21 protein-coding genes are annotated in these 25,801 nt (G+C 67.4%); 10 read left to right on the top strand and 11 right to left on the bottom strand.

Annotation, left to right across the window (positions count from 1 at the left end; translation table 11 throughout):
• Position 1 precedes the first annotated feature (1 nt).
• From GGR48_RS10320 to GGR48_RS10310, 3 genes are read right to left on the bottom strand one after another with little or no spacing between them, the layout of a single operon-like run.
• Positions 2-1,291: a cell wall hydrolase gene (locus GGR48_RS10320; protein ID WP_183951834.1), complete on the bottom strand. Its 1,290-nt coding sequence runs from the start codon at positions 1,289-1,291 to the stop codon at positions 2-4.
• Positions 1,288-2,208 carry a cysteine synthase A gene (cysK, locus tag GGR48_RS10315; RefSeq protein ID WP_183951833.1) on the bottom strand — a complete coding sequence of 307 codons (921 nt, stop codon included), beginning with the start codon at positions 2,206-2,208 and terminating at the stop codon, positions 1,288-1,290. Before cysK ends, GGR48_RS10320 begins: the two co-directional genes overlap by 4 nt.
• Positions 2,205-3,557, bottom strand: a complete 1,353-nt coding sequence (locus tag GGR48_RS10310; RefSeq protein ID WP_183951832.1) for an MFS transporter — start codon at positions 3,555-3,557, stop codon at positions 2,205-2,207. The genes cysK and GGR48_RS10310 overlap by 4 nt, the downstream gene beginning before the upstream one ends.
• Positions 3,558-3,728: 171 nt before the next feature.
• Here GGR48_RS10310 and pdhA point away from each other — a divergent pair, with 171 nt between their 5' ends.
• The 4 genes from pdhA (at position 3,729) to GGR48_RS10290 (ending at position 7,758) form a co-directional block, all read left to right on the top strand.
• A complete protein-coding gene (pdhA, locus tag GGR48_RS10305) occupies positions 3,729-4,772 on the top strand; it encodes a pyruvate dehydrogenase (acetyl-transferring) E1 component subunit alpha (protein WP_183951831.1) in 1,044 nt (347 codons plus the stop codon).
• Between the two features lies 1 nt (position 4,773).
• Positions 4,774-6,204: a pyruvate dehydrogenase complex E1 component subunit beta gene (locus GGR48_RS10300; protein ID WP_183951830.1), complete on the top strand. Its 1,431-nt coding sequence runs from the start codon at positions 4,774-4,776 to the stop codon at positions 6,202-6,204.
• Positions 6,205-6,293: 89 nt separating this feature from the next.
• On the top strand, positions 6,294-6,986 hold the full coding sequence (locus GGR48_RS10295; protein WP_183951829.1) for a squalene/phytoene synthase family protein: 693 nt from the start codon (positions 6,294-6,296) through the stop codon (positions 6,984-6,986).
• A 280-nt stretch (positions 6,987-7,266) separates the two neighbouring features.
• Positions 7,267-7,758: an EF-hand domain-containing protein gene (locus tag GGR48_RS10290; protein WP_183951828.1), complete on the top strand. Its 492-nt coding sequence runs from the start codon at positions 7,267-7,269 to the stop codon at positions 7,756-7,758.
• On the opposite strand, the gene trmFO is transcribed toward GGR48_RS10290, so the two are convergent.
• On the bottom strand, positions 7,667-9,061 hold the full coding sequence (gene trmFO, locus GGR48_RS10285) for a methylenetetrahydrofolate--tRNA-(uracil(54)-C(5))-methyltransferase (FADH(2)-oxidizing) TrmFO (RefSeq protein ID WP_183951827.1): 1,395 nt from the start codon (positions 9,059-9,061) through the stop codon (positions 7,667-7,669). The two genes, GGR48_RS10290 and trmFO, sit on opposite strands and share 92 nt — an antisense overlap.
• A 74-nt stretch (positions 9,062-9,135) precedes the next feature.
• Between trmFO and GGR48_RS10280 the strand changes: the two genes are divergently transcribed.
• Positions 9,136-9,570, top strand: coding sequence for a DUF488 domain-containing protein (locus tag GGR48_RS10280; RefSeq protein ID WP_183951826.1), 435 nt, complete (start codon positions 9,136-9,138; stop codon positions 9,568-9,570).
• A gap of 4 nt (positions 9,571-9,574) precedes the next feature.
• Here GGR48_RS10280 and GGR48_RS10275 read toward each other — a convergent pair whose 3' ends face one another.
• The 5 genes from GGR48_RS10275 to GGR48_RS10255 form a co-directional block, all read right to left on the bottom strand.
• On the bottom strand, positions 9,575-10,861 hold the full coding sequence (locus GGR48_RS10275) for a methyl-accepting chemotaxis protein (protein ID WP_183951825.1): 1,287 nt from the start codon (positions 10,859-10,861) through the stop codon (positions 9,575-9,577).
• A gap of 78 nt (positions 10,862-10,939) precedes the next feature.
• Positions 10,940-11,245, bottom strand: coding sequence for a DUF952 domain-containing protein (locus GGR48_RS10270; RefSeq protein WP_183951901.1), 306 nt, complete (start codon positions 11,243-11,245; stop codon positions 10,940-10,942).
• 41 nt (positions 11,246-11,286) lie between these two features.
• Positions 11,287-14,037: a DNA gyrase subunit A gene (gene gyrA / locus GGR48_RS10265; protein WP_183951824.1), complete on the bottom strand. Its 2,751-nt coding sequence runs from the start codon at positions 14,035-14,037 to the stop codon at positions 11,287-11,289.
• Between the two features lie 464 nt (positions 14,038-14,501).
• Complete coding sequence (locus tag GGR48_RS10260; RefSeq protein ID WP_183951823.1) at positions 14,502-15,200, bottom strand: SDR family NAD(P)-dependent oxidoreductase; 699 nt, start codon at positions 15,198-15,200, stop codon at positions 14,502-14,504.
• Positions 15,197-15,952 (bottom strand): YaaA family protein, encoded by a 756-nt coding sequence (locus GGR48_RS10255; RefSeq protein WP_183951822.1) that lies wholly within the window; start codon positions 15,950-15,952, stop codon positions 15,197-15,199. Before GGR48_RS10255 ends, GGR48_RS10260 begins: the two co-directional genes overlap by 4 nt.
• A gap of 169 nt (positions 15,953-16,121) precedes the next feature.
• Here GGR48_RS10255 and GGR48_RS10250 point away from each other — a divergent pair, with 169 nt between their 5' ends.
• Positions 16,122-17,408: a tol-pal system YbgF family protein gene (locus GGR48_RS10250; protein ID WP_183951821.1), complete on the top strand. Its 1,287-nt coding sequence runs from the start codon at positions 16,122-16,124 to the stop codon at positions 17,406-17,408.
• Positions 17,409-17,630: 222 nt separating this feature from the next.
• Here the strand turns inward: GGR48_RS10250 and GGR48_RS10245 are convergent, their stop codons facing one another.
• Positions 17,631-18,098: an Lrp/AsnC family transcriptional regulator gene (locus GGR48_RS10245; RefSeq protein WP_007404259.1), complete on the bottom strand. Its 468-nt coding sequence runs from the start codon at positions 18,096-18,098 to the stop codon at positions 17,631-17,633.
• A gap of 192 nt (positions 18,099-18,290) precedes the next feature.
• Between GGR48_RS10245 and GGR48_RS10240 the strand changes: the two genes are divergently transcribed.
• Together GGR48_RS10240 and GGR48_RS10235 are read left to right on the top strand one after the other, a co-directional pair.
• Positions 18,291-20,132: a histidine kinase dimerization/phospho-acceptor domain-containing protein gene (locus tag GGR48_RS10240; RefSeq protein WP_183951820.1), complete on the top strand. Its 1,842-nt coding sequence runs from the start codon at positions 18,291-18,293 to the stop codon at positions 20,130-20,132.
• Between the two features lie 8 nt (positions 20,133-20,140).
• The gene (locus tag GGR48_RS10235; protein WP_183951900.1) at positions 20,141-21,136 is read left to right on the top strand and encodes a polysaccharide deacetylase family protein; all 996 of its coding nucleotides are present in this window, start codon (positions 20,141-20,143) and stop codon (positions 21,134-21,136) included.
• A 37-nt stretch (positions 21,137-21,173) separates the two neighbouring features.
• Here the strand turns inward: GGR48_RS10235 and GGR48_RS10230 are convergent, their stop codons facing one another.
• On the bottom strand, positions 21,174-22,217 hold the full coding sequence (locus GGR48_RS10230; RefSeq protein WP_183951819.1) for a mannose-1-phosphate guanylyltransferase/mannose-6-phosphate isomerase: 1,044 nt from the start codon (positions 22,215-22,217) through the stop codon (positions 21,174-21,176).
• Between the two features lie 152 nt (positions 22,218-22,369).
• On the opposite strand from GGR48_RS10230, the gene GGR48_RS10225 reads away from it, so the two are divergent.
• Together GGR48_RS10225 and GGR48_RS10220 are read left to right on the top strand one after the other, a co-directional pair.
• Positions 22,370-23,758 (top strand): TIGR03013 family XrtA/PEP-CTERM system glycosyltransferase, encoded by a 1,389-nt coding sequence (locus GGR48_RS10225; protein WP_183951818.1) that lies wholly within the window; start codon positions 22,370-22,372, stop codon positions 23,756-23,758.
• Positions 23,737-25,788: a tetratricopeptide repeat protein gene (locus GGR48_RS10220; RefSeq protein WP_206362475.1), complete on the top strand. Its 2,052-nt coding sequence runs from the start codon at positions 23,737-23,739 to the stop codon at positions 25,786-25,788. The genes GGR48_RS10225 and GGR48_RS10220 overlap by 22 nt, the downstream gene beginning before the upstream one ends.
• Positions 25,789-25,801 lie beyond the last annotated feature (13 nt).

Here is a 25,801-nt window from a genome sequence, read left to right as displayed (position 1 = left end):
GTCAAGGGCGGGGCTGCGCCTCCGCCGGTGCGGCGCTGGCGCGACGGACGCCGGGCAGTTCACCGGGCGCGGGGGTAGGGGCGGGTGCCGGCGCGCCGGCCTGCAATGTCTGGCTCGGCGTGATGGGCATCGCCGTCAGGCTCTGCCGTTTCATGCAACGCGGCCCTTTCATCGCGGTATAGACGGTGCAGTTCCACAGGGTCCGCTCGATGCCGATCCCGGTGTCGCGATAATAGCTGAACGCCATCGTCTCCATCTGAAGCGGCGTCAGCGGCACCGCCTGCGGCGTGGCGGCGGTTTCGCGCCAGGCCATGACGGTGCAATGCGCCCGGTCGCCGCACAGCTTGAGCGCGTATGCCGGGAATCCCTCCGCCGCCAGACCGCCGGGCAGCGACACCAGGAAGGTATCGGGTTCATTCGCCAGCGGTGTGGCCGCGCCGGTGGCAGCCGCCCCCTCGGCCAGCGCGGCGCCCGCCTCGGCGGTGCCGTCCACCCCGGCCCGGTGCGCGGGCGAGAAGGGTGCCAGCGACGCGATGACCGGCTCGCCCGGCACCAGATGTCGGTTGAACGCGGGCGGCGTTCCCCACCATCCCGACCAGCGGAAGAACAAATGGCTGCCGACCGCCGCCACTTTGTCGAGGCTCGCCTGCCAATAGGGCACGACCCAGTCGGTGTGATAATGGGTCGCATGGCCCACGGCACGGAACACCTTGCCGTTCAGCGCCATGCCGGCGATGTCGCGGGCGCGGGTCCAGGCGGCTTCGGGCGGCTGCCACTTGGTCAGCGCGCCATCGCAGCTGAAGGTGAACTGGCAGCCGGTGCTGCGCTCCTGCCCCTCGAACACCACGCCACACACCGTCTTGGGAAAGGCGGGATGGCGCAGCCGGTTGAGCACGACCTGCGCCACCGCCTGTTCGCCCTTGGCATCGTCGCCCGCCTCGTAGAGCACGCCCGCCGCCAGACAGTCGAGCGCCCGCGCCTTGTCCTCCGCCGTACCGCGAAAGACGAAGGGACGCGCCGCCGGATTGGGATCGTTCGAAAAGGGGACGCTGGCGTTATAGACCCGTGCTTCGTCGGGGGTCATGTCGACAAAGGCGACCGGCTCCACCGCCGGCACTTCGGCCGGGGGCACGACGCGACCCGCCCGCGCCGGACCTTGCGGCCGGGCACGGGCCTGATGCGGGATGGCGGGGGCGTTCGCCACGAGCAAAGCCGGTACGGCGCTGGCCGTACCGGCGATGACGAACAAGGCCGCGCGGATGCCGCCGCGCGGCCGATCTGGCGTGCTCACTGTTCGGGCAGGAAGTCCGGCACCGACAGATAGCGCTCGCCCGTGTCATAGTTGAAGCCGAGCACGCGGACACCCTCGGGCAGGTCGGGCAGCTTCTGCAGGATCGCCGCCAGCGTCGCACCCGACGAGATGCCGACCAGCAGCCCTTCCTCGGTCGCCGAACGGCGCGCCATGTCCTTGGCGACATTGGCATCGACCTCGATCACCCCGTCGATCGCCTGGGTGTGGAGATTGGCGGGGACGAAGCCTGCGCCGATGCCCTGGATCGGGTGCGGGCCGGGCTGGCCGCCCGAAATGACCGGCGAGGCGGCGGGTTCGACCGCATAGACCTTCAGTTCGGGCCATTCCTTCTTCAGCGTCTCGGCAACGCCGGTGATATGGCCGCCGGTGCCGACGCCGGTGATGATGACGTCGATCGGCGAATCGCGGAAGTCGTTCAGGATCTCCTGCGCGGTCGTGCGGACATGCACGTCGATATTCGCGGGGTTCTCGAACTGCTGCGGCATCCAGGCGCCGGGCGTGTCGCGCACGATCTCCAGCGCGCGCTCGATCGCGCCCTTCATGCCCTTTTCACGCGGGGTCAGGTCGAAGGTCGCGCCGTAGGCCAGCATCAGGCGACGGCGCTCGATCGACATGGATTCGGGCATGACCAGGATCAGCTTGTAACCCTTCACCGCCGCGACCATCGCCAGGCCGACGCCGGTGTTGCCGCTGGTCGGCTCGACGATGGTGCCGCCGGGCTTCAGCTCGCCCCTGGCTTCCGCCGCCTCGATCATGGCGAGCGCGATACGATCCTTGATCGAGCCGCCGGGATTGGAACGCTCCGACTTGATCCAGACTTCCGATCCGGGGAACAGCCGCTGGATCTTGATGTGCGGCGTGTTGCCGATCGTTTCCAGGATGGTGTTGGCCTTCATGGCTTGGCTTCTCCGTGGGTTGGTTCGGTGCTGAGGATTTCAGGCGGATCAAAGGTTCGCGCGCGCCGGAGTTCCGGAAACAGCCGCGACCAGAGCAGGGTAACGCCGATCGCGCCCACCCCGCCGAACACGACGGCGCCGACCGGACCGAGGATCGAGGCCATCACGCCGCTCTCGAACTCGCCCAGCTCGTTCGAGGCGGAGATGGTCAGCTGCGACACCGCGCTCACCCGCCCGCGCATGACATCGGGGGTGTGGAGCTGGATCAGCGACTGGCGGACATAGACCGACACCATGTCCGCACCGCCCGCCACGATCAGCGCGACGAGGCTGAGCAGGAAGGCCGGATGGACGAAGAGGCTGGCCCCACCCAGCCGGACGGTGCCGGTATCCAGTCCCAGCGCGCCGGTGATGTGGCTGGCGATGCCGAAGGTCAGGATGGCGAGGCCGAAGACGACCACGGCGACGAGCATCTTCACCCCGACATTCGACTTCATCGGCCGGACTGAGAACCAGATGGCGGTGGTCGCCGCACCGATGCCCATGCCGGCGGCCAGCAGCCCCAGCCCCTGCGACCCGACATGCAGGATGTCGCGGGCATAGACCGGCAGCAGCGAGGTGGCGCCCGCCAGCAGCACCGCGAACAGGTCGAGCGTGATCGCCGCCTGGACCAGCCGGTTGCGCCGGACATAGCTGAACCCCTCGATGATCCGGGTCAGCGGCCGGCGATCGGTCTGCGCCGGCGGCTGCGGAACCGGGCCGATCAGGAAGATGCAGAACAGCGCGACCGCGAACAACAAGGTCGCGACGCCGTAGGCGAATTCGGGATGGACCGCGTAGAGCAGCCCGCCGACGCTGGGCCCCGCGATCGTGCCGACCTGCCACGCGATCGAGCTAACCGCGATCGCGGTGGGCAGACTTTCGCGCGGCACCAAATTGGGCGCGAGCGCCGAATAGGCCGGACCCGAAAAGGCGCGCGCGATGCCGAAGGCGACGGCGGCGGTGAACAGCGCGCCCAGCGTCAGATGCCCCGACCAGGTCAGAAGCCACAGGCTGGCGGCGGTCAGCACGAGCAGCGTCGTCGTCGCCCGCACGATCCAGCGCCGGTCGACGCTGTCTGCGACCAGGCCGGTGATCGGGGTCAGCAGGAACAGCGGCACGAACTGCGCGAAGCCGATCATGCCCAGCATGAAGGCGGCCTGACGCACGTCCATCGTCTCGCGCGCCAGATTATAGACCTGCCACCCGATGACGATCGACATCGCCGATACCGCGATCGTGCCGCTGAAACGGGACAGCCAGTAACTGCGGAAATTGGCGATGCGGAAAGGGTGCAGGGGTCTATCCATGGTCGGCGTGCGTTGTAGGCTCCGGCTTGACAGCAAGGCAACCGAGGCTGAGCTATCACCCGGCAAAATCCAGCTGTCCCGTGATGTTTTGTAACGGGGAATTGAGTTTCGCGCAGAACCGCGCCAATAGGCGTCGATCCTTCCCTAACGGAAACAAAGGTGTTCCCGACTGTGGCAAAAGCTCCAAGCCGTACCAGCGAGCCCCCCATTCCCAATCGGGAGCGTCCCGCCGAACCGCAACCGTTCCAGGCTACCAAGGAACAGTTGCTGGATTTCTACAAGCAGATGCTCCTGATCCGCCGCTTCGAAGAGAAGGCGGGCCAGCTCTACGGCCTCGGCCTGATCGGCGGTTTCTGCCACCTGTATATCGGCCAGGAAGCCGTGGCGGTGGGTCTGCAGTCGGCGCTCGACGGCGACAAGGATTCGGTCATCACCGGCTATCGCGACCATGGCCATATGTTGGCCTATGGCATCGATCCCAAGGTCATCATGGCCGAGCTCACGGGGCGTGCCGCCGGCATCTCCAAGGGCAAGGGCGGGTCGATGCACATGTTCTCGACCGAGCATAAATTCTACGGCGGCCACGGCATCGTGGGCGCGCAGGTGTCGCTGGGCACCGGCCTGGCGTTCGGGCACAAGTACAGCAATGACGGCGGCGTCTGCCTCGCCTATTTCGGCGACGGTGCGGCCAATCAGGGCCAGGTGTACGAGAGCTTCAACATGGCCGAGCTGTGGAAGCTTCCGATCATCTTCGTGATCGAGAACAACCAGTACGCCATGGGCACTGCGGTCAACCGCGCCTCGTCCGAGGACCAGCTGTATCGCCGCGGCGAGAGCTTCCGCATCCCCGGCATCCAGGTCGACGGCATGGACGTGCTGGCGTGCCGTGGCGCGGCCGAAGAGGCGCTGGCCTGGGTCCGCGCGGGCAAGGGTCCGGTCATCCTGGAGATGAAGACCTATCGCTATCGCGGTCACTCCATGTCCGACCCCGCCAAGTATCGCAGCCGCGAGGAAGTGCAGGGCGTGCGCGACAAGTCCGATCCGATCGACCATGTGAAGCGGCTGCTCGAAGAGCAGGGCGTCACCGAGGCCGATCTGAAGGGCCTGGAGCAGGACATCCGCAAGACGGTCAACGAGGCGGCCGACTTCGCCGAGCAGACCCCCGAGCCCGATGTGGCTGAACTCTACACTGAAGTGCTGGTGGAGCGTTACTAAGATGGCGATCGAGATCAAGATGCCGGCCCTTTCGCCGACGATGGAAGAGGGCACGCTCGCCAAGTGGCTCGTGAAGGAAGGCGATACGGTCAAGTCCGGCGACATCATGGCCGAGATCGAGACCGACAAGGCGACGATGGAATTCGAAGCTGTCGATGAAGGCGTGATCGCCAAGATCATCGTCGCCGAGGGCACCGACAATGTGAAGGTCGGCACTGCCATCGCGCTGCTCGCCGAAGAGGGCGAAGACGTCGCGTCTGCCGCCGCGTCGGGTTCGCGTTCGGGCGATGCGGCCAATGCCGCGCCGAAGAACGAGCCGACCGACCATAACGCCCCGCCGATGCCGGAAGGCGCGGCTGCGGCCGAGCAGGAAAGCGGCACGCAGAAGCTGGTCGCCGCCGCCGAGCAGGAAGCGCCCGCCTCGCCGGAAATCCCGGAAGGCACCGAGATGGTGAAGCTCACCGTCCGCGAAGCGCTGCGCGATGCGATGGCCGAGGAAATGCGCGCCGACGACCGCGTCTTCGTGATGGGCGAGGAAGTCGCCCAGTATCAGGGCGCGTACAAGGTCACGCAGGGCCTGCTGGACGAGTTCGGCGACCGTCGCGTGATCGACACGCCGATCACCGAATATGGCTTTGCCGGTGTCGGCACGGGTGCCGCCATGGGCGGCCTGCGTCCGGTCATCGAGTTCATGACGTTCAACTTCGCCATGCAGGCGATCGACCACATCATCAACTCGGCCGCCAAGACCAACTATATGTCCGGCGGCCAGATGCGTTGCCCGATCGTGTTCCGTGGTCCCAACGGCGCCGCCAGCCGCGTCGGTGCACAGCACTCGCAGAATTACGGCCCCTGGTACGCCAGCGTCCCCGGCCTGATCGTGATCGCGCCCTATGACGCGGCCGATGCCAAGGGCCTGCTGAAGGCCGCGATCCGCTCGGAAGATCCGGTCGTGTTCCTCGAGAACGAGCTGATGTACGGCCGTTCGTTCGACGTGCCCAAGCTCGACGATTTCGTCCTGCCGATCGGCAAGGCGCGGATCATGCGCGAGGGCAAGGACGTGACGCTGGTCTCCTACTCGATCGGCGTGGGCGTTGCGCTCGAAGCCGCCGAGAAGCTGGCCGCCGAGGGCATCGATGCGGAGGTCATCGACCTGCGCACGCTGCGTCCGCTCGACACCAAGACGGTGCTCAAGTCGCTCGCCAAGACCAACCGCCTGGTCGTGGTCGAGGAAGGCTGGCCCACCTGCTCGATCGCGTCGGAAATCACGGCCGTCGTGATGGAGGAAGGGTTCGACGACCTCGACGCGCCGGTGCTGCGCGTGACCAACGAGGACGTGCCGCTGCCTTATGCCGCCAACCTCGAAAAGCTGGCGCTGGTCGACGCGAACAAGGTCGTCGCGGCGGTCAAGAAGGTGACCTATCGCGGCTAAGCCGTGAGGTAAGCTTTTGGTTTGAAAGGGGCCTTCCGGGAAACCGGGAGGCCCTTTTTCATGGCCGCCACCTGTGCGAAGGGCAAGGGATGACCGATGCTCCTGCCGCCCCTACACCTCCGCCCGCCATCGAGGCAGTGATGCGCGAACAGGCGCTGGCGGTCGGCTATGCGCCCGCGTCGGCGCGGGACGGGTTTGCGGCGCTGCTCGATCTGGACCACCAGCTCGCGTCGATCCTGCAAAGCACGACCGAGCCGATGATCGGCCAGATGCGGCTGACCTGGTGGTTCGAGGCGCTGGAAAAGCTCGACCGCGAGCCTGCCCCTGCGCATCCGGTGTTGCAGCGGCTGGCGTCGTCTGTGCTGCCCGGTGGTGTGCGGGGGGCAGACCTCGCCCCGATGATCGAGGGGTGGGAGGCGCTGCTCGATGATGGCGAGCCGCTGGATGACGAGCGTGTCGCGCGCCATGCCGAGGCTCGGGGGGGGGTGTTGTTCGCATCCGTTGGGCAACTGCAAGGGCAGGCCGGGATGGCGCCGCTGGGAACGGCCTGGGCCAGGGCCGATCTGGCGCAGCATGTCTCCGATCATGCCGTTCGCGCTCGAATCGCAGGGGCGGCCTTGTCGGAATTGGACGGAGTGCTGACGGCGAAATCGCCGAAGCCGGCTCGCGGTTTAAGCGGTCTGGCGGTTCTGGCCCGCGAGAGCCTGCGCCATCCGGATCGCTTGCCCGGTCATCCGCTACGTGCCGCAAGGCTGGCATGGCACGGCCTGACCGGACGCTGACCCACTGCACTTCCAGGTGAAGCCGTACCCCGGCGAAGGCCGGGGTCCAGATGCAATGCCCTCGCTATAGCGAAAGGCGTTTGCGTCTTCGTCTACCCCGGCGCGCCTTCAGCAGCATAGAAACTGGACCCCAGCCTTCGCCGGGGTACGCCCGAGAGTAGGGCCGCCCCTACCGACCCCCCGTTCAGCCTGAGCGAAGTCGAAGGCCAAGGGAATCCTCTTGCCGCTCATCCTCAACCCCGGTTAACCATAGGTCCGTCGAATGGGGGAGACGGGACCGATGTGGCGCTATCTGGCCGGTGGGTTGGGCACGCTCGCGCTGGTGGGGGCAGGGTTGTTTCTCTGGGGCAGTCGCCCCGACACACCGTCCCCGCTGCCCGCCGCGAGTGCCGCGACGACAACTGCCCAGCAAGCCGCAGATGACGACACGGCACTCCCCGAAGCCTCCGCCCGTACCCGCGAGCAGAAGCGCTTCGACCGCTATGACAAGGACCGCGACGGCACGATCACGCGCGAGGAGTATCTCGCCGCGCGGCATAAGGCTTACGCCAAGCTCGACCGCGACGGCGATGGCAAGCTGTCGTTCGACGAATGGGCGATCAAGGCCACGACCAAATTCGCCACCGCCGACCGGGACAAGTCGGGTACGATGAACGCGGCCGAGTTCGCCACCACCGCCGTCAAGCGTCGACCGGCTGCGCGGGCGAACTGTCCTCCGGCACGAACGGCACCGGCTGAGGCACCGGAGGCGGCCCCGGCGGAAGAGAGTTGAGCCAGCCAGGCAGCGCTTCGCGCGCACGGTCGGTGTACATCCGCTTGCGGTCGGCCTTCTTGGTCCGGCCGGGGATGGGCGGGAACAGGCCGAAATTGACGTTCATCGGCTGATAGGTCTCGGCCTCGGCCAGGCCCGTGATGTGCCCCAGCAGCGCACCCAAAGCCGTCTCGACCGGCGGCGGCGCGATGGCCTTCCCCGTCAGCTCGGCGGCGGCGAAACGCCCGGCGAGCAGGCCGATGGCGGCGCTTTCGATATAGCCCTCGCACCCCGTGATCTGGCCCGCGAAGCGCAGGTTCGGCCGCGACTTCAGCCGCAGCGTCGCGTCGAGCAACTCGGGCGAGCGGATGAAGGTGTTGCGGTGCAGACCACCGAGCCGCGCGAACTCGGCCTTTTCCAGCCCGGGAATGGTGCGGAAGATGCGGATTTGCTCGGCATATTTCAGCTTGGTCTGGAAGCCGACGATGTTCCACAGCGTCCCCGCCGCATTGTCCTGCCGCAGCTGGACGACGGCATAGGGCCAGCGTCCGGTGCGCGGGTCGTCAAGCCCAACGCCCTTCATCGGGCCGAAACGCAGCGTCTCAACTCCGCGCTCGGCCATCACCTCGACGGGCATACAGCCGTCGAAATAAGGCGTGTCCTTTTCCCACTCGCGAAATTCGGTCTTCTCGCCGTCAAGCAGCGCCTGATGGAAGGCGTAATATTGCTCCTTGTCCATCGGGCAGTTGATGTAGTCTTTGCCCGTGCCCTTGTTCCAGCGGCTCTGGAACCAGGCGACATCCATGTCGATCGACTCGCGGTGGACGATCGGCGCGATCGCGTCGAAAAAGGCCAGCGCTTCGGCGCCGGTCGCCTCGCCGATGCCACCCGCCAAGCTTGGAGCGGTCAGCGGGCCGGTGGCGATGATCGCAGGCCCGTCGGGTAGCGCGTCGATCCGCTCGCGGACGATGGTGATGTTGCGATGCGCCGCCAGCGCCGCCGTCACCCCGCCCGAAAAGCCGTCGCGGTCGACCGCCAGCGCGGACCCGGCGGGCACGGCATGGGTGTCACCCTTGGCCATGATGATCGAGCCGAGCGCGCGCATTTCCTGATGCAGCAACCCGACTGCGTTGGAGGTCGCGTCGTCCGAACGAAAGGAGTTGGAGCAGACGAGCTCCGCCAAGTCGCCGCCATGATGGGCGGGCGTGGTGTCCGCGCCGCCGCGCATTTCGGACAGGCGCACCTTCAGCCCCGCCTCGGCGAGCTGCCACGCGGCTTCCGAGCCCGCCAGCCCGCCGCCGATCACATGAATGTCATAGGTCATCGCGACGCCTTAAACCCGGACGGCCCCGGTTGGAAGGACTTGGCGCGTGAGGCACGGCTCCCCAAGTCGGTGATATGACGACCATCTTCACCATCGGTTACGAAGGCGCGACCGTCGACGGCTTTCTCGCGACGCTGAAAACGGCCGGGGTCGCGCGGCTGATCGATGTCCGCGCGCTGCCGCTGTCACGGCGGCCCGGTTTTTCCAAATCGCCGCTGGCCGCCGCGTTGAAGGAGGTCGGGATCGACTATGTTCATCTCAAGGATCTCGGCACGCCCAAGCGCGGGCGTGATGCCGCGAAGAAGGGCGATGTCGGCACGCTGCGCGAGGTCTATGATGACCAACTTGCCTTGCCCGAGGCGCAGGCGGCGGCCGCGCGGATGCTCGATCTGGCGGGTGAGAAGCCCAGCGCGCTGCTCTGCTATGAGCGCGATCCCTGTCATTGCCACCGCACCTTGTTGTTGGAAGCGGTGGGGCAGGGGGTGGACGTGGTCGATCTCTACGTCTGACAGGTCAGAGGGCGACCAGTTCGACGAAGCGCGCGGTCCGTTCGCGCAGGGACTCGATCGTGTCGCCGAGCGCCTGTGACAGCGTGTCGAGCGATCCGGCATCGCGGTCGATCCGGGTCGCGTCGCGCTCGATCTGTGCCACCTGCCGGCCGATCTGATGCGCCGCCGTCACCGACTGTTCGACATTGGTGGCGATGGCGGTGGTTGCGACTGCTTGGGCCGCGACCGCGACGTCGATCGACTGCGAGATGGCGCCGATCGCGGAGACGGCCTCGCCCAGCTGGCCCTGTTCGGTGACGAGCGCGTGGAGGTTCGCCTTGACCTCGGCGATGTTGCGGGCGGCGTCCTGCGCAGCGTCGCGGGTCTGGCTGGCGAGCGCCTTCACCTCATGCGCGACGACGGCGAAGCCGCGTCCGGCGTCACCGGCGCGGGCGGCCTCGATCGCGGCGTTCAGCGCGAGCAGGTTGGTGCGCGCCGACACCGTCTCGATCAGCGCGAGCAACGCGTCGATCGCGGTGGCGCTGTCGGCCAGCGCGGCGGTGCGGCGGCTGGCCCTGGCGATACGGTCGCTGACTCTGCCACGTATCTCGCGCGCTTCGTCCATGTCGCGGGTGATCGTGGCGAAAGCGCTGGCGAGGCCGCGTCCGCGCGTGGCGGTGTCGCCCAATGCCGACCGGCTTTGCGCCACCGCTTCGGTCATCCGTGCCGCGCCGTCCTGAGTCTGCCCGGCGTAGCGCGCAAGGTCGCCGGCGACCCGGCCCATATCGCCGCTCGCATGGCCCAGCGTGTCGCATAATATCGCGATGTCGGCCATGAAGCCGCGCGCCGCGCTGTCGATCTGGCGGGCTCGCACCATCCGTTCGCGCGCCAGGGCGGTCTGCGCATCGGCGGCCTGCCGCGCGATGGTGGCGGCGTCGAGCGTGCCGGCAAATACACCGTTTTCGGTCAGAATCAGCGCGTCGGGCGCCCCCCAGTCGGCATGGAGCGCGAGCCGCTCGGCGACGCTGGCCGTGACCTCGCAACAGGGATGCGCGCGGACATAGGATGTCAGGCTGGCCCCGAAATCGGGATTTTGCAGCAGCGCATGGCCAAAGGGGTTGTAGAGCAATCCCTTCACATCGCGTTCCAGGATCGCACCGATCGGCCGCCGCTCGGCATCGAGCACGGGCAGGAGGCGCATGTCGGGATAGTGCCGGAACAGGCCGACCGCCTCGGTCAACGACGCCGCATGGTCGATCACCGGATCGCCGCCGCCGGGGGCGGACCATGTGGAGAAGTGGGGCGGTTTCATAACCAATCCCTAACGCCGCAACCGTAAATGCGGCGTTAGGGATTTATGACGTTTCAGTGACGACAGAAGTTTTGCGACCTATCCCGCGATGGGCAGCCGCACCGTCCCGTCATCGTCACGCTTCATCGGGCCATAGGCGATCACCGCCGTCAGCGGCAGATCGGCATAGAGATGCGGGAAGAGCTGGCCGCCCCGGCTCTCCTCCCACTTCGCCGCCTCGCCCATCGCCTCCAGATCGACCGCCGCGATGTGCAGGTCGCTCTGTCCGGCGAAGTGCTTGTCGACCGTCTCCGTCAGCTGCGCGGCGGTGGACAGGTGGATATAGCCATCGGCCAGATCCACCGGGGCGCCCGTGAAGACGCCCTCATGCTCCAACACCGCCATCTGATCGGCGGTCAGCACCTTATAGGCGGTGGTCGGGTGGCTCACTCGCCATCCTCCGGCCCGGCAGCCAGGTTCTCGCCGACGATCGCATCCGGCTCCGGCGCGATTTCGGGGGTGCCCTCGGCCAGGTTCATCTCGGCGTCTTCCTCGGTTTCCTCGATGCGCGCGGCCGAGACGACATGCTCGCCCGGTGCCACGTTGAAGAGCCGCAGACCGGCCGAGCCGCGCCCGATGACACGGAGGCTCGCCAGCGACATGCGGATCAACTTGGCCTGGTCGGTCACCAGCATCAGCTGGTGCCCCTTGGATGCCGGGAAGCTGGCGACGACATCGCCGTTGCGGGCGATATTGTCGATGTTGGTGATGCCCTGACCACCGCGACCCGTGCGGCGATATTCATAGGCCGAGGACAGCTTGCCATAGCCGTTGGCGCAGACGGTCAGGATGAACTGCTCGCACTGGCGCAGTTCTTCGTACCGCTCGACCGACAGCTCGGGCTCGCCCTCCTTCTCGCCCTTCCAGGGGGCGAAGCGGAGGTAAGCCTCACGCTCTTCCTGGGTGGTGCCGACACGGTGCAGGACCGAGAGCGAGATGACCTCGTCCTCGCCCTTGAGCGCGATGCCGCGCACGCCGGTCGAGGTGCGGCTCTGGAACTCGCGGACATCGTCGGCGGCGAAGCGGATCGCGCGGCCGCAGCGCGTGGCGAGCAGCACATCGTCTTCTGCCCCGAGCAGCGCGACGCCGATCAGCCGGTCCTCGCTGCCCTCCTCGAAGCGCATCGCGATCTTGCCGTTCGAGGGCACGTTGGTGAACGCATCCATCGAGTTGCGGCGCACGGCACCCTTGGCGGTGGCGAACATGACGTGGAGCTTGCCCCACTCCGCCTCGTCCTCGGGCAGCGGCAGCACGGTCGAGATGACCTCGCCCGGTGCCAGCGGCAGCAGGTTGACCATCGGCCGTCCGCGCGTGGCGGGGCCGCCCTCGGGCAGGCGCCACACCTTGTAGCGATAGACCTTGCCATGGTTCGAGAAGAACAGGACCGGCGTGTGGGTGCTGGTCACGAACAGCTCGGTAACGACGTCCTCGTCCTTGGTCGCCATGCCCGAGCGGCCCTTGCCGCCGCGATTTTGCGCGCGGAAGGCATCGAGCGGGGTGCGCTTGATATAGCCCTGCATGGTCACGGTGACGACCATGTCCTCGCGCTCGATCAGGTCCTCGTCGTCGATGCCATCGGCGGCGGCGGCGATTTCCGAGCGGCGCGGGGTCGCGAACTGGTCGCGGATCGCCACCAGCTCGCCGCGCATGACCTCATAGAGCTTCACGCGGTTGGCGAGGATTTCGAGCAGCTCGGTGATCGAGTCCGCCAGACCCTTCAACTCGTCGCCGATCTCGTCGCGGCCCAGCGCGGTCAGGCGATGCAGGCGCAGGTCGAGGATGGCGCGAACCTGAGTCTCCGACAGGCGATAGGTGTCGCCGAAGCCCTCATGCTCGACCGCCTCGACCAGGCGGATATACCCGGCGATCTCGGCGATCGGCCATTCGCGGGCGAGCAGGGCTTCGCGCGCGGCGACCGGCGAGGCCGAACCACGGATGATCCGCACCACCTCGTCCAGGTTCGTCACCGCGATGACGAGGCCGAGCAAGATGTGCGCCCGCTCGCGCGCCTTGGCCAGTTCGAACTTGGAGCGGCGGGTGATGACCTGCTCGCGGAACTGGACGAACGCCTGGATGATGTCGCGCAGGTTCAGCAGCTCGGGCCGGCCGCCGCGAATGGCGAGCATATTGGCCGGGAAGCTGGTCTGGGCGGGGGTGTGCCGCCACAGCTGGTTGAGCACGACCTCCGGGGTCGCATCGCGCTTCAGGTCGATGACGATGCGAACGCCTTCGCGGTTCGATTCGTCGCGAATGTCGCTGATCCCCTCGATCCGCTTTTCCTTGGCGGCCTCGGCGATCTTTTCAACGAGCGCGTTCTTGCCCTGCTGATAGGGGATTTCGGTGAGGACGATGGCCCGGCGATCGCCACGCATCTCCTCGATCTCGTGGCGCGAGCGCACGATGATCGAACCGCGCCCGGTCTGGTACGCCGAACGCGCGCCCGAGCGGCCGAGGATCAGCGCGCCCGTGGGGAAGTCGGGGGCGGGGACGATCTCGTTCAGTTCCTCAACCGTGATCTCGCCGTTTTCCATGTACGCGAGACAGGCATTGACCACCTCGCCCAGATTGTGCGGCGGAATGTTGGTCGCCATGCCGACCGCGATACCGCCGGCACCATTGACCAGCAGGTTCGGGTACTGGGCGGGCAGGACCGAGGGTTCGCGCTCCGAGCCGTCATAGTTCGGCTGGAAGTCGACCGTGTCCTTGTCGAGATCGTCGAGCAGCGAATTGGCGACCTTGGCCAGGCGCGCCTCGGTGTAACGCATCGCGGCGGGCGGATCGGGGTCCATTGATCCGAAATTGCCCTGACCGTCGATCAGCGGCACGCGCATCGACCAGTCCTGCGCCATGCGGGCCAGCGCGTCGTAGATCGCGCTGTCGCCGTGCGGGTGGTATTTACCCATCACGTCACCGACGATGCGCGCCGACTTGCGGTACGGCTTGCCCGCGACGAAGCCGCTTTCGGCGGCCGAATAGAGGATACGGCGATGGACGGGCTTCAGGCCGTCACGCACATCGGGCAGCGCACGCGCCACGATCACGCTCATCGCATAGTCGAGATAGCTCGACTTCATCTCGTCGACGATGGAGATCGTCGAAATATCGGAAGGTTCCGCGAGGGTCGTCTCGTCGGCCAAAGTCTGTTGCTTTCCGGCTTGATGGTCAGATGGGAATTGTCGTTCCTAGCCCAGCGGAAAGCGCCTGACCACCCCCGCGCAACCCATAAGCGAGCGGCCGTTTGGGAGGAACGGCGGGCGCGGAAAACGGGGTGGCGGGGGCGGGCCCGACGGAATGTGCTCCCCCCTCGGCAGCAATATCGCGGGACTTCGAAGGCGCTGGTCGCCAGCGGGAGTAAAGGCGACCAGCCCCGCCCTTATGCCGGCCACGCGGTTTCGACCTGATGTCGCAAATGTTACAATGTTGTAATCTGAATGATAAATAGGGGTCGGCCATTCCCGGGCTGGGCAAGCCTGTCCTGACCTCCGTTCAGCCTGAGCGAAGTCGAAGGCCAAGGGATGACGGCGGCCACGCCGCGATGTCCGGGCGTGCGCTTCGACTTCGCTCAGCTCGAACGGATGATGGGGTTGAGTCGGCCCTCCACCTAAGGCTGGACCTCCTTGCCCTCCCAATCGAAGAGCTTGCCGCTATCCGGCGCCTTCAACCCGTCCAGCACGTCGAGCAATTGCACCGCCGCGCGGTCGGGCGCGAACAGGCCGCCGGGGCGGACATTGCCCTGGAACGGCTTGGACAGCGCGGTGTCGACGGTGCCGGGATGGAGCGCGACGACGATCGAGCGGTCGTTGCGCCGCTTGTGCTCGATGGCGAGCGTGCGGATAAACTGGTTGAGCGCCGCCTTGGACGCGCGATAGCCGTACCAGCCGCCCATGCGATTGTCGGAGATCGATCCGACCCGCGCCGACAGCGCCGCGAAGATCGTCTTGCCGGTGCGCGGCATCAGCGGAAGGAAATGCTTGGCGACCAGCGCGGGGCCGATCGCATTGACCGCGAAATTGCGCGCCAGCCATTCGGGCGACAGCTGATCGATCGCCTTTTCCGGACCGTGTGCGCCATCGTGCAGCAGACCCGTCGCGACGATCACCAGATCGGGGGCGGAGCCGTCGGCGATCTGCTTGGCGGCGGCGGCGATGCTGGCTTCGTCCTCCAGGTCGATATGCGCGTCACCGGACAGGGCGCGGGCGAGGCGGGTGATGGACACCCCTTCTTCCTCCAGCGCATCGGCGATCGCTCCGCCGATCCCGCCCGAGGCACCGATGACGATCGCCCGCTTCCATTCGCTCATCGCACAAATCTCCACTGCGTCGGCGTGCTCGCCTCGGCGTCGAACGCATAACCGTCGCTATCGAAACCCCGCATCGCGTCGGTATCGGTGATCCCGTGCTCGATCATCCAGCGCGCCATGGCGCCGCGCGCCTTCTTGGCGTGGAAGCTGATGAAGCGGTCGCCCTCACGGAAATCGACCGCGATGATGCGGATCGCGGGCGGCAGCTTGCCGTCGACCGCGTGCCAATATTCCTGGCTGGCCAGGTTCAAGATCGCGCCCGATCCTTCGGCCTCGACCTCCTCCGCCAGGCGCGCGGCGATGCGATCGCCCCACCAGTCGGTCAGCTTGTCGCCGCCCGATCCACCCCGATGGGGTGCCCAGCGCGTGCCCATTTCCAACCGATAGGGGCGCATCGCGTCGAGCGGGCGGAGCAGGCCGTACAGCCCCGAGAGCATGCGCAGATGGTCTTGCGCGAACAATACCGCCGGCTCGTCCAGCGTCTTGGCCTCCAGCCCGGTATAGACGTCACCGGCAAAGGCGAAGAGGGCCGGCCGCTCCGGCCCGTCGGCGAAATCGCGGAAGCGGTCGGCATTGAGCTTGGCCAGCGCGGGCGAGATCCGCATCAGCGCGGCAAGCTTCTCTTCGCCCAGTCCGGCGGCGGCGGCGGCCAGCGTCTCGGCCTCGCTGGCGAAATGGGGGCGGGTCGGGGCGAGGGCGGGGAGCGGACTTTTATAGTCCAGCGTCTTGGCGGGGGAGATGACGGCGATCATGATGGCCCGCCCGCTAGCGCCGGGAGCGTTCGCGTTCAATCCGCGTTCAGCGGCTGGTGGATAGGAGGGCACGGATCATCGCGTTGCTTGAACGGGGCGGCCGCTGCCCCTATCAACCCGCCATCGACGGTTCCCGACCCGACAGGCTTTATTCTTGGAGAGAATTCGCATGAAAATCATTCCGAAGCTCGCGCTTGCAGCGGTGCTGGCGACGAGCGTGAGCGGGGTCGCGCTGACCGTTCCGGCCGCCGCGCAGAAGAAGAAGGAAGAGGCCGGCGGCCTGAAGCTGAGCCCCGAGGCGCTGAAGGCGGCACAGGCCGCGCAGCCCGTGCTGCAGCAGAAGAATTATGCGGCGGCCGAGCCGCTGATCCAGGCCGTCGAAACCGCCGCCAAGACCGAAGACGACAAGTATATCGCGGCCGCGCTGCGCTACGAGCTCGAATCGGGCAAGCTGTTCGCGGCCCAGCAGGCCAATCCGAACGCCCCGATCGACGAGGCACCGCTCGCCAAGCCGCTCGACGCGCTGATCGCTAGCCCGTCGACCCCGGCCACCGACAAGCCGCGCTATGTCTATCGTCGCGGCGCGCTGGCGTTCAACGGCAAGCAGTATCCGGTCGCGCTGAAATATTTCGAGCAGGCCAAGCAGCTGGGCTATAACGATCCCAACCTGCCGATGCTGATCGTCAAGGCGAAGATGGAGATGGGTGACGTCGCCGGCGCCAATGCCGACCTCGCCGCCGCCATCGACCAGATGAACGCCTCGGGCCAGAAGGCGCCGGAGGACTATTACAAGTACGCCATCGGTCGCGCCAACAAGAGCAAGATGGTGCCCGAGACGCTGAGCTGGATGCGCAAGTGGATCGCGGCCTATCCGACCGCGCAGAACTGGCGCAACGCGCTGGTCATCTATGGCCTGCAGCCGGGCTCGCTGGCGACGCTGGACAAGAACCAGCGCCTCGATCTCTTCCGCCTGATGCGCGCGTCGAAGTCGCTGGCCGACCAGAACGACTATATGGAATATGCCCAGTACGCGACCGACAAGGGCCTGCCGGCCGAAGCCGCGACTGTGCTGAAGGAAGGCATGGCGACCGGCAAGATCCCGGCCGGCAATGCGACCGCCAAGGCGATGCTGGCGGCGGCGGACGCCAAGAACAAGCAGGAAGGCTCGCTTGCCCCGACCGAGGCGCGCGCCAAGTCGGCTGGCGACGGCAAGCTCGCCGCGTTGACCGGTGAGGCCTATTACGGCCAGGGCAACTACGCCAAGGCGGCCGAGCTGTACCGTCTGGCGCTGCAAAAGGGCGGCATCGACGCCAATGAGGTGAACACCCGCCTCGGCATCGCGCTGGCCGCGCAGGGCGACAAGGCCGGGGCCAAGGCGGCGTTCGACGCGGTCCAGGGGTCGCCGCGCGCCGAACTGGCCGGGTTCTGGAAGACCTATCTCGATACCCAGGCTTGATCTGGTGATGCCCCTGCACCGGCAATGGTGCGGGGGCGTTATCGGGTGAGGTGTGGGCGTGGCCTTCGACTTCGCTCAGGCGGAACGGGGTTGGGAGGTTGGACCAAGACCAACAGTCGTTCAGCCTGAGCGAAGTCGAAGGCCACGCTCCACCACAGCAAAAAGGGCCGGCCCTCCACCCAGGAGGACCGGCCCTTTCGCATTCTCACCAACGCCGATCGTTCAATCGGCCTCGATCGGAATCCCCGACACCTGCTTGGCGGTGCGGATGGTCAGCGACGTCTTGACGCTCGCCACATTGGGCGCGGGCGTCAGGTGCGTGGTCAGGATTTCCTGGAAGCTCTTCAGGTCGGACGCGACGATCTTCAGGATGAAGTCGATCTCGCCGTTCAGCATATGGCATTCGCGCACTTCGGGAATGCCGGCGACATGCGCCTCGAACGTCGCCAGGTCATGCTCGGCCTGGCTGCGCAGCGAAACCATCGCGAAGACGGTGATCGGGAAGCCCAGACGGGCGGCATCCAGGTCGGCATGATAGCCACGGATCGCGCCCGCTTCCTCCAGCGCGCGAACGCGACGCAGGCAGGGTGGGGCGGTCAGGCCGACACGTTCGGCCAGTTCGACATTGGTCATCCGACCATCGGCCTGCAACAGCGCCAGAATTTGCCGATCGATGCGATCGAGCGCCATTACACGATACTCCACATAAAAAACCGAATCCCTATGCCCATTCGGGGCTGAATATAAGAAAATTACGCACTACCGCAATTGTCACACAATGCAACGGGGATGCGATCGGATATTTGCAGGTTACCAGTTGGAAGGATAAGGGCGTTAAGTCAGATGGCTGATGGCCATCCGGCCCAATGAAAAGGGAGCTGTGTGCGGTTCGACGATAGCCTGGCGACGATCCTGTCGGCCGACACGGCAACGCCTTTTGGCGCGCAGACCGCCTGGCGTCAGGTCGTCGACCTGATGGGGCGCGGCCGCATAGCCGCCGACCCGGCGACGCTGGCGCGTCTGGCCGAACTGCGTGGATCGGTGTCCGACGCGACGCGCTCGGCGAGCGCACGACTGCTCAGCCTGTGCCAGCCCCCCGCCGCGCTGGTCGCCTTCTTCGCGCAGGACGATCTGGCGATCGCCGCGCCGGTGCTCCGCATGGCGCAGCTCAGCGACGCCGAATGGCTGGACATCCTGCCGCAACTCAATCCCCGCACCCGATCGGTGCTGCGCCATCGCCGCGATCTGTCCGATGCCGTGATGCGGGGCCTGGAGAGTTTCGGGCCGGTCGACTTCGTGCTGCCGAACATGGCCGCCGCCCCGTCCGCGCCCATGCCCGTCGAGCCGCCGGTCGCAGCCGCCCCCGTCGCCGAGCGGCCGGTTCCCAAGGCGTCGCCGCAGCCCTGGCCAATCGCGGCACCGTCCGCGCCGAGGGCCGACGCCGTCAGGGAAGCACCGGCCGTGCCGCTGTCGGTGATGCTCGATCCCGTGCCGACCCAGGCGGCGACGCCCTTTGTCCCACTGGGGCAGGTGGCGCGCAGCCTGCCGTTCATGGCCGAGGCGCTGCGTCATGCGCCGTCGCCCGCCGCACCGCCACGTTACGAGATCGCCGATCTGGTCGCCCGGATCGACGCCTTCAACCAGCGCCGCGAGGAGGTGACGGGCACACCGGACGCCCATGCCGGCCCGGCGCATTTCGATTTCGAAACCGATGAGCGCGGCCTGATCCTGGGCGTTGACGGCGTGGCGCGCGGTGTGCTGGTCGGCGTCAGCATCGCCGCGACGGCCGCCCAGGGTCTGGCGCAGTTCGATGGCGTCGCGATGGGCGCCTTTCGCAGCCGTGCACCGTTTCGCGATGCGCGGCTGGAGATCGGTGGCATGTCCGACGCGGCGGGATCGTGGCGGGTGTCGGCCGCGCCCTATTTCGATGGGCTGTCGGGGCGTTTCCTGGGCTATCGCGGCAGCGGGCGACGGCCGCGTCGCGACGAATGCGCCACCATCGCGACCGTGCCGGCGGGGGCCGATGCGGCCTCGTCCGACTCGCTGCGCCAACTGGTCCATGAGCTGCGGACGCCAGCCAATGCGGTGGCGGGCTTTGCCGAGCTGATCGAGAGCGAGTTGCTGGGGCCCGTCGCCCCGGTCTATCGCGACCGCGCGACCGCGATCCGGTCCATGGCGTCGGACCTGCTGGCCGCCGTCGAGGATCTGGACACCGCCGCGCGGATCGAGGGGCATGTGCTGGAGCTTCGTCCGACCAAGGTCCCGCTCGCGCCGCTGATCCAGCGCCTGCTCGGTGAGTTGCAACCGCTGGCCGAACTGCGCCGCGCCGAAATTCGGTTCGAGCCGCCGGCCGCAATGATCGCCGCGATGGCCGACGACCGCGCGACCGAGCGGTTGATCGCGCGGCTGTTTTCCGTGCTCTTGTCCAATTGCGTCGTCGGCGAGCGGCTGACGGCCAGCCTGACCGAGGAGCAAGGCATGGCGAGCCTGCGGGTGGATCGTCCGCTGGCGCTCGCGATCGAGACGGATGCGGCGCTGTTGAGCGATGCCGGCGATGAGGAGCAGCGCGACGGCGCGCCGCTGCTCGGCACCGGCTTTTCGCTTCGACTGGTCGACAAGCTGGGGGCCGAGATGGGCGGTGGCCTGAGCATCGGGCTGCACCGCGTCGTCCTGACGCTGCCGATGGACATGGACCAGCGCGCCGGGAAAGCGTCGACCCGCTGACCGTGTCCGTGCCGGTCCGACCCTGGCGCCCCGATGCGCCGACCGCGGCCGAACGGATCGACTGGCCGGCGGCCTTCGGCACCCGCTTTCTGGTGACCGTCGATGTCGAGGAGGAGTTCGACTGGTCGGCCCCGCTCGACCGGCGGCACCGCGCCACCTCGGCGATGCGCGCCTTTCCCGAGGCGCATCGGCGCTTCTCGGCGGCCGGGGTGGGGTTGAACTGCATGGTCGACTATCCGGTCGCGGTCGATCCGGCGGCGGTGGCGATCCTGTCCGACTGTCTGGCGGATGGCCGGTCGGAGATCGGTGCGCAGCTTCATGCCTGGGTGACGCCGCCTTATGGCGAAGTCGTCGACCCTGTGACCAGCCATGCCGGCAATCTGCCGGTCGCGCTGGAGGCGGCGAAGCTCGATCAGCTGACCGACGCGATCACGGGCGCCTTCGGCATGCGGCCGCGCAGTTTCCGCTCGGGGCGTTATGGCCTGGGGCCCGCCAGCCTCGCGCTGCTGGCCGAACGCGGCTATCGGATCGACAGCTCGATGCGGGCCCTGCACGATTATGGCCGTACCGGTGGCATGGATTTCCGCGCGATCGACGCGCATGGCTTTCGGCGCGACGGCATGATCGAGCTGCCGCTGACCAGCGTCTATACGGGGATGTTGCGGCGAATGGGCCACCGTCTCTATCCGCCGGCCCGCCATGTGCCGCATGGGCGCGGCGTATTGGCGCGGCTGGGGCTGTTGTCGCGGATACCGTTGACACCCGAAGGGGTGGGCAGCGGTGACGCACTGGCTGCGATCGACCAAGCGCTGGCCGATGGTGTGCGGCTGCTGACCTTTTCGTTCCACTCGCCGACGCTGGAGCCCGGGCATACGCCTTATGTCCGCAATGCCCGGGACCGCGTGGCGTTCGATCGCTGGTGGGATGTGGTGTTCGAGCGGCTGGCGCTGCGTGGCGTCGAGCCGGCTACGGTTGCTAAGATCGTGCAGACCCTGACGCCATGATTGGGGACGGCCGGACCGGCCGCCCCCGGAATGCCGGTCAGCGCTTCATCGCCTCGATAAGCTTCTTGACGTCCTGGCTGCGTCCACGCGGCAGGATCAGCACGTCGTCGCCGCTCGCGACCACGATCAGATTTTCGACATCGACCGCCGCCACGCGCACCCGGTCGGTGCGGATCAGGCAGTTCTTGGTGTCGATCGCCAGCACTTCGCCGCGATGCGCATTTCCGAACCCGTCCAGCTCGCTGATCGCATGCAGTGCATCCCAGCTGCCGACATCGTTCCACCCCATCGCGACGGGCACCACCGCCACGCGGTCGGCGCGTTCCATCACGGCATAGTCGATCGAGTCCGACGGACAGTTGCCGAACTCCGTCTCGTCGGGGCAGATGCGCTTGCCGTCGCGCTTGGCGGCGCGCATCGCCTTTTCGGCGGCGACCAGCATCTCGGGGGCGTGCTGGCCCAGTTCCTCCAGATAGCGATCGGCGCGGAACAGGAAGATGCCGCCGTTCCAGGCATAGTCGCCGCGTGCCAGCATCGCCTCGGCCCGCTCCAGACGCGGTTTTTCGACGAAGCGCGCCACCTGATGCACGCCCTTGGCGATCTCACGCCCGACCTGAATCCAGCCATAGCCGGTCTCGGGCTTGTCCGGTGCGATGCCGAAAGTCGCCAGCCACCCCTGCGACACCATCGGCAGCGCGGCGTGGATGGCGGCATGGAAGGCGTCGAGATCGGCGATCACATGGTCGGACGGCATGACCAGCATGACGTCTTCCGGATTGGCCGCCAGCGCGGCGAGCGCGATGGCGGGCGCGGTGTTGCGCGCCACCGGCTCCAGGATCAGCGCCTGGGGTGGCGTGCCCGCGTCGGTCAGCTGCCCCTCGACCAAGTCGGCGTGGCGTTGGCCCGCGACGACGATCGGCGCGGCGAATTCGTTGGATGCGGTGCGCTGCGCGGTCAGCTGCAGCATGGTTTCGTCCGAGGTCAGCGCCAGCAGCTGCTTGGGCATTTCCGGCTTCGACATCGGCCATAGACGCGTGCCGGACCCGCCGGACAGGATGACCGGTACGATCTGATTATGCATATTCGCCCCTTCTCATGTCCCGTCACCAAAAACCGGGCGACGTGGCTCTCTACAACGCCGCATAACGCATATCTTCACGCTTCGTTTGTCATTCTCTGCAAAAATTGGGACAGTTGGTGATCACGCACGGCCCGGGTACGATCGATCGATAGATGATCCGTCTGTTCAAACACTATGTCCCGCACGCCGTGCTGCTGCTCGGTCTGGTCGATTTCGTGCTGTTGATGGCGGCGGCGGAGCTGGGCTGGACGGTGCGCGCGTGGCAGATCGGCTATCCCGCCGGGCGCGTGATCGACAATCTGCCGCAAATCCTGGGCTTCGCCGTACCGCTTCAGATCGCGCTGATGGCAGTCGGGGCCTATGCGGCGGCCTCGTTCCTGTCGCTCCGCTTCGCCGCCGCGCGGTTGATGGTGGCGATCTCGATGGGCGTGATCCTGTTGTCGCTCATCTATTTTTTCTTTCCCGCGCTGTCCTATTGGCGCTCCAGCCTGTTCTACTCGATGGTCATCGCGGTCGTCCTGCTGGTGGTCGTCCGCGGGCTGCTCGGGCGGTCGCTGGGCGGGGACCGGTTCAAGCGCCGCATCGTCCTGATGGGCGCGGGCGAGCGCGCCGCCCGAATTGCGACGCTCGCGGGACAGCCGGGCTGCAACTTCCTGGTTGCGGGCGTGATCGCGATGAACGCCGACGAGACCGCCTTGCCAGACGCGATCCCGCGTTCCGCGATACCCAATCTGCAAGGCTTCGTCATCGACCAGCGGGCGACCGAGGTCGTGCTGGCGATCCAGGAACGCCGCAACGCCTTGCCCTATCAGGATCTGTTGCGGGTGCGCACCGCCGGCGTGCAGGTGTCGGAACTGTCCAGCTTCCTCGAGCGCGAGACCGGGCGGATCGACCTCGCCTCGGTCAGCCATAGCTGGCTGATCTTCTCAGACGGTTTCGCATCTGGCCGGATGTGGTCGGCGATCGTCAAGCGTGCCTTCGACGTGACGGTCAGCCTGTTGCTGATGGTCGTCGCGCTACCGATCATTCTGATCACCGCCCTTGCCATCAAGCTGGAGTCCAGAGGTCCGGCCTTTTATCGGCAGCGGCGCGTGGGGCTGTTCAACCAGCCGTTCGACATCCCCAAGCTGCGGTCGATGCGGCAGGACGCCGAGCTGGCGGGGCAGGCGATCTGGGCCGAGAAGGACGATCCCCGGATCACGCGGATCGGCCGCTTCATCCGCAAGGTGCGGATCGACGAACTGCCGCAAATCTGGTCGGTGCTGCTGGGCGAGATGAGTTTCGTCGGCCCCCGCCCGGAGCGCCCGCAATTCGTCGAGCAGCTGGAGCAGCAAATCCCCTTCTATGCCGAGCGGCATATGGTCAAACCCGGCATCACCGGCTGGGCACAGCTCAACTATCCCTATGGCGCCTCGATCGACGATGCGCGGCACAAGCTGGAATATGACCTGTATTATGCGAAGAATTATTCGCCTTTCCTCGATGCGCTGATCCTGGTGCAGACGCTGCGCGTCATCCTGTGGCCGTCGGGCGCACGGTGAGCGAGGACATCCGGCCCGAGCGGGGCTATCGCGGTCGCGACCGACGCGCGGCGCAGCCCTATCCGATGATGCGGCGCAAGCGGCGGCGGATATGGCGGCGGCGTTCGATCCGGCGACGGGCAAGGCTGATCGCGATCCTGATGGCCATCGCGCTGGGCATGGCGGGTCTTGCCTATCTGTTGCGCGGCGGCGAGCCGCCGGTCGATCCGGCCGTCGCGCTTCGCAACGCGGCGACCGCGTTGCAGGCGGGCAATTATCACGCCGCGCATGATCTGGCCCGCCGTGCGAGCGTTGCCGCCCCGCGATCGCGCGCGGCGCAGATGACGCTGGCGCGGACCAGCCTGTTGCTGGAGGAGGGCGTCACCGCCGAGGCGGCGCTGGACCGCGCGATCGCGGCGGGCGTTCCGGTCGCGGACACGCTGGCGATGCGGGCCGAGGCGCGGTTGTTGCTCGGCAATCCGGCCGGCGCGCAGGAGGCGGTCGCGCAGATGCCAGCGGCTCGCGATGCCGAGATGATCCGTATCGCCGCCAAGGTGCGCGCCGCGCAGACGAACGGCGGTGGCGCCTACCGCGCCACGCTCCAGCAATTGGCGGCAGCGAAGCCCGATGACGCGGCGATCTGGACCGATCTGGGGCGCAGTCGCTTCGGCGCGGGGGATGTTGCGGGTGCGACCGAGGCCGCCTCGCGCGCAGCGGCGCTGGCCCCGGCCGATCCGCGCGCACTGACGTTGCGGGGGGAGATCGTTCGCGCGCGCTATGGGCTGACGGCGGCGCTGCCATGGTTCCGGCAGGCGCTTGGCCGTGATCCCTATTATCATCCCGCGCTGATCCAATATGCCGCGACGCTGGGCGATCTCGGCCGGGCGGGCGACGCGCTGGCGGCGACGCGCACCGCGCTGGTGTCGCTGCCGGGGAGTCCGGAGGCCTTCTACCTCCAGGCGGTGATCGCGGCACGCGCCAAGCGCTATGGTCTGGCCGAACAGCTCCTGCAACTGACCGGCGGAGCATTGGCGCAGCGACCGGCGACGGCGATGCTCGAGGGCGTGGTCGCCTATGCGCAGGGCCGCCCGCAGCGTGCGGTGCGCGCCTGGGGGCGGCTGGTCGGCATGCAACCGATGAATATCGCCGCACGGCAGCTGTTGGCGGCGGCGCAGATCGGTATCGGCGATCGCGCCGCGGCGCTGGCCACGCTCAGGCCGATGCTGAGCCGGCCCGATGCGGACGGCTATGCGCTGCGACTGGCGGTGATGGCGCTGGCGGGTGGTTCGGACAGCGCGGCCATGGTCGACCGGGCGCAGTCGGGGACACGCGGGGACTCGACCATCTTTCGCCCCGACCGCCCTCTTGCCGAACTGACCCAAGCGGCGGCAGGCGAGCCGACCGACCCGACATACGCGCTGGGCGTCATCCGCGGGCTGGCGAGCCAGGGCAATTGGGGCGCGGCGGCGGCAAGGGCGCAGGCGCTGGTTCGTGCAGCACCGGGGGCACCGGCGGCGCAGCTGGCCTATGGGGACATATTGGCGCTGTCCGGCCGCTCGGCGGAGGCGGTCGCCCCTTATGCCCGCGCGGCGAACCTGACCTTCGACGAACCGACGATGCTTCGCCTGATCGATGGGCAAATCCGCGCCGCCAAGCCGCGCGATGCGGCCGTCGCGCTGGGGCTGTACATATCGCAGAACCCGCAAAGCGTGGCCGCGCGGCGCTTGCTGGGTGAGTGGCAATTGCGCAACGGCGATTGGGACGCGGCGATCGAACTGCTCGAAGGTTTGCGCGATCAGCTCAGTTCGCGCGATGTCGTGCTGCTGCGCGACTTGGCGCTGGCCTATGCCGGGGCGGGGGACGGCGTGGTCGCACGTCGATATGGTGCGGCGGCCTATCGACTGGCCCCGATGAACCCCGAAGTGGCCGATGCCTATGGCGTGGCACTGGCGGCGGCGGGCGAGGCCGAGGGCGCGCGGCAGCTGTTCGACAAGGCGTTGTCGCTGTCACCCGGCAATCCCGTCGTGATCGCCCACCGCGACGCGCTGTGAGCCGCCATCTTTG

The organism is Sphingomonas pseudosanguinis (assembly GCF_014196255.1).
GTDB lineage: Bacteria > Pseudomonadota > Alphaproteobacteria > Sphingomonadales > Sphingomonadaceae > Sphingomonas > Sphingomonas pseudosanguinis.
The sequence above is the reverse complement of the archived record's forward strand: the minus strand, read 5'-3'. Positions and strand labels throughout refer to the sequence as shown.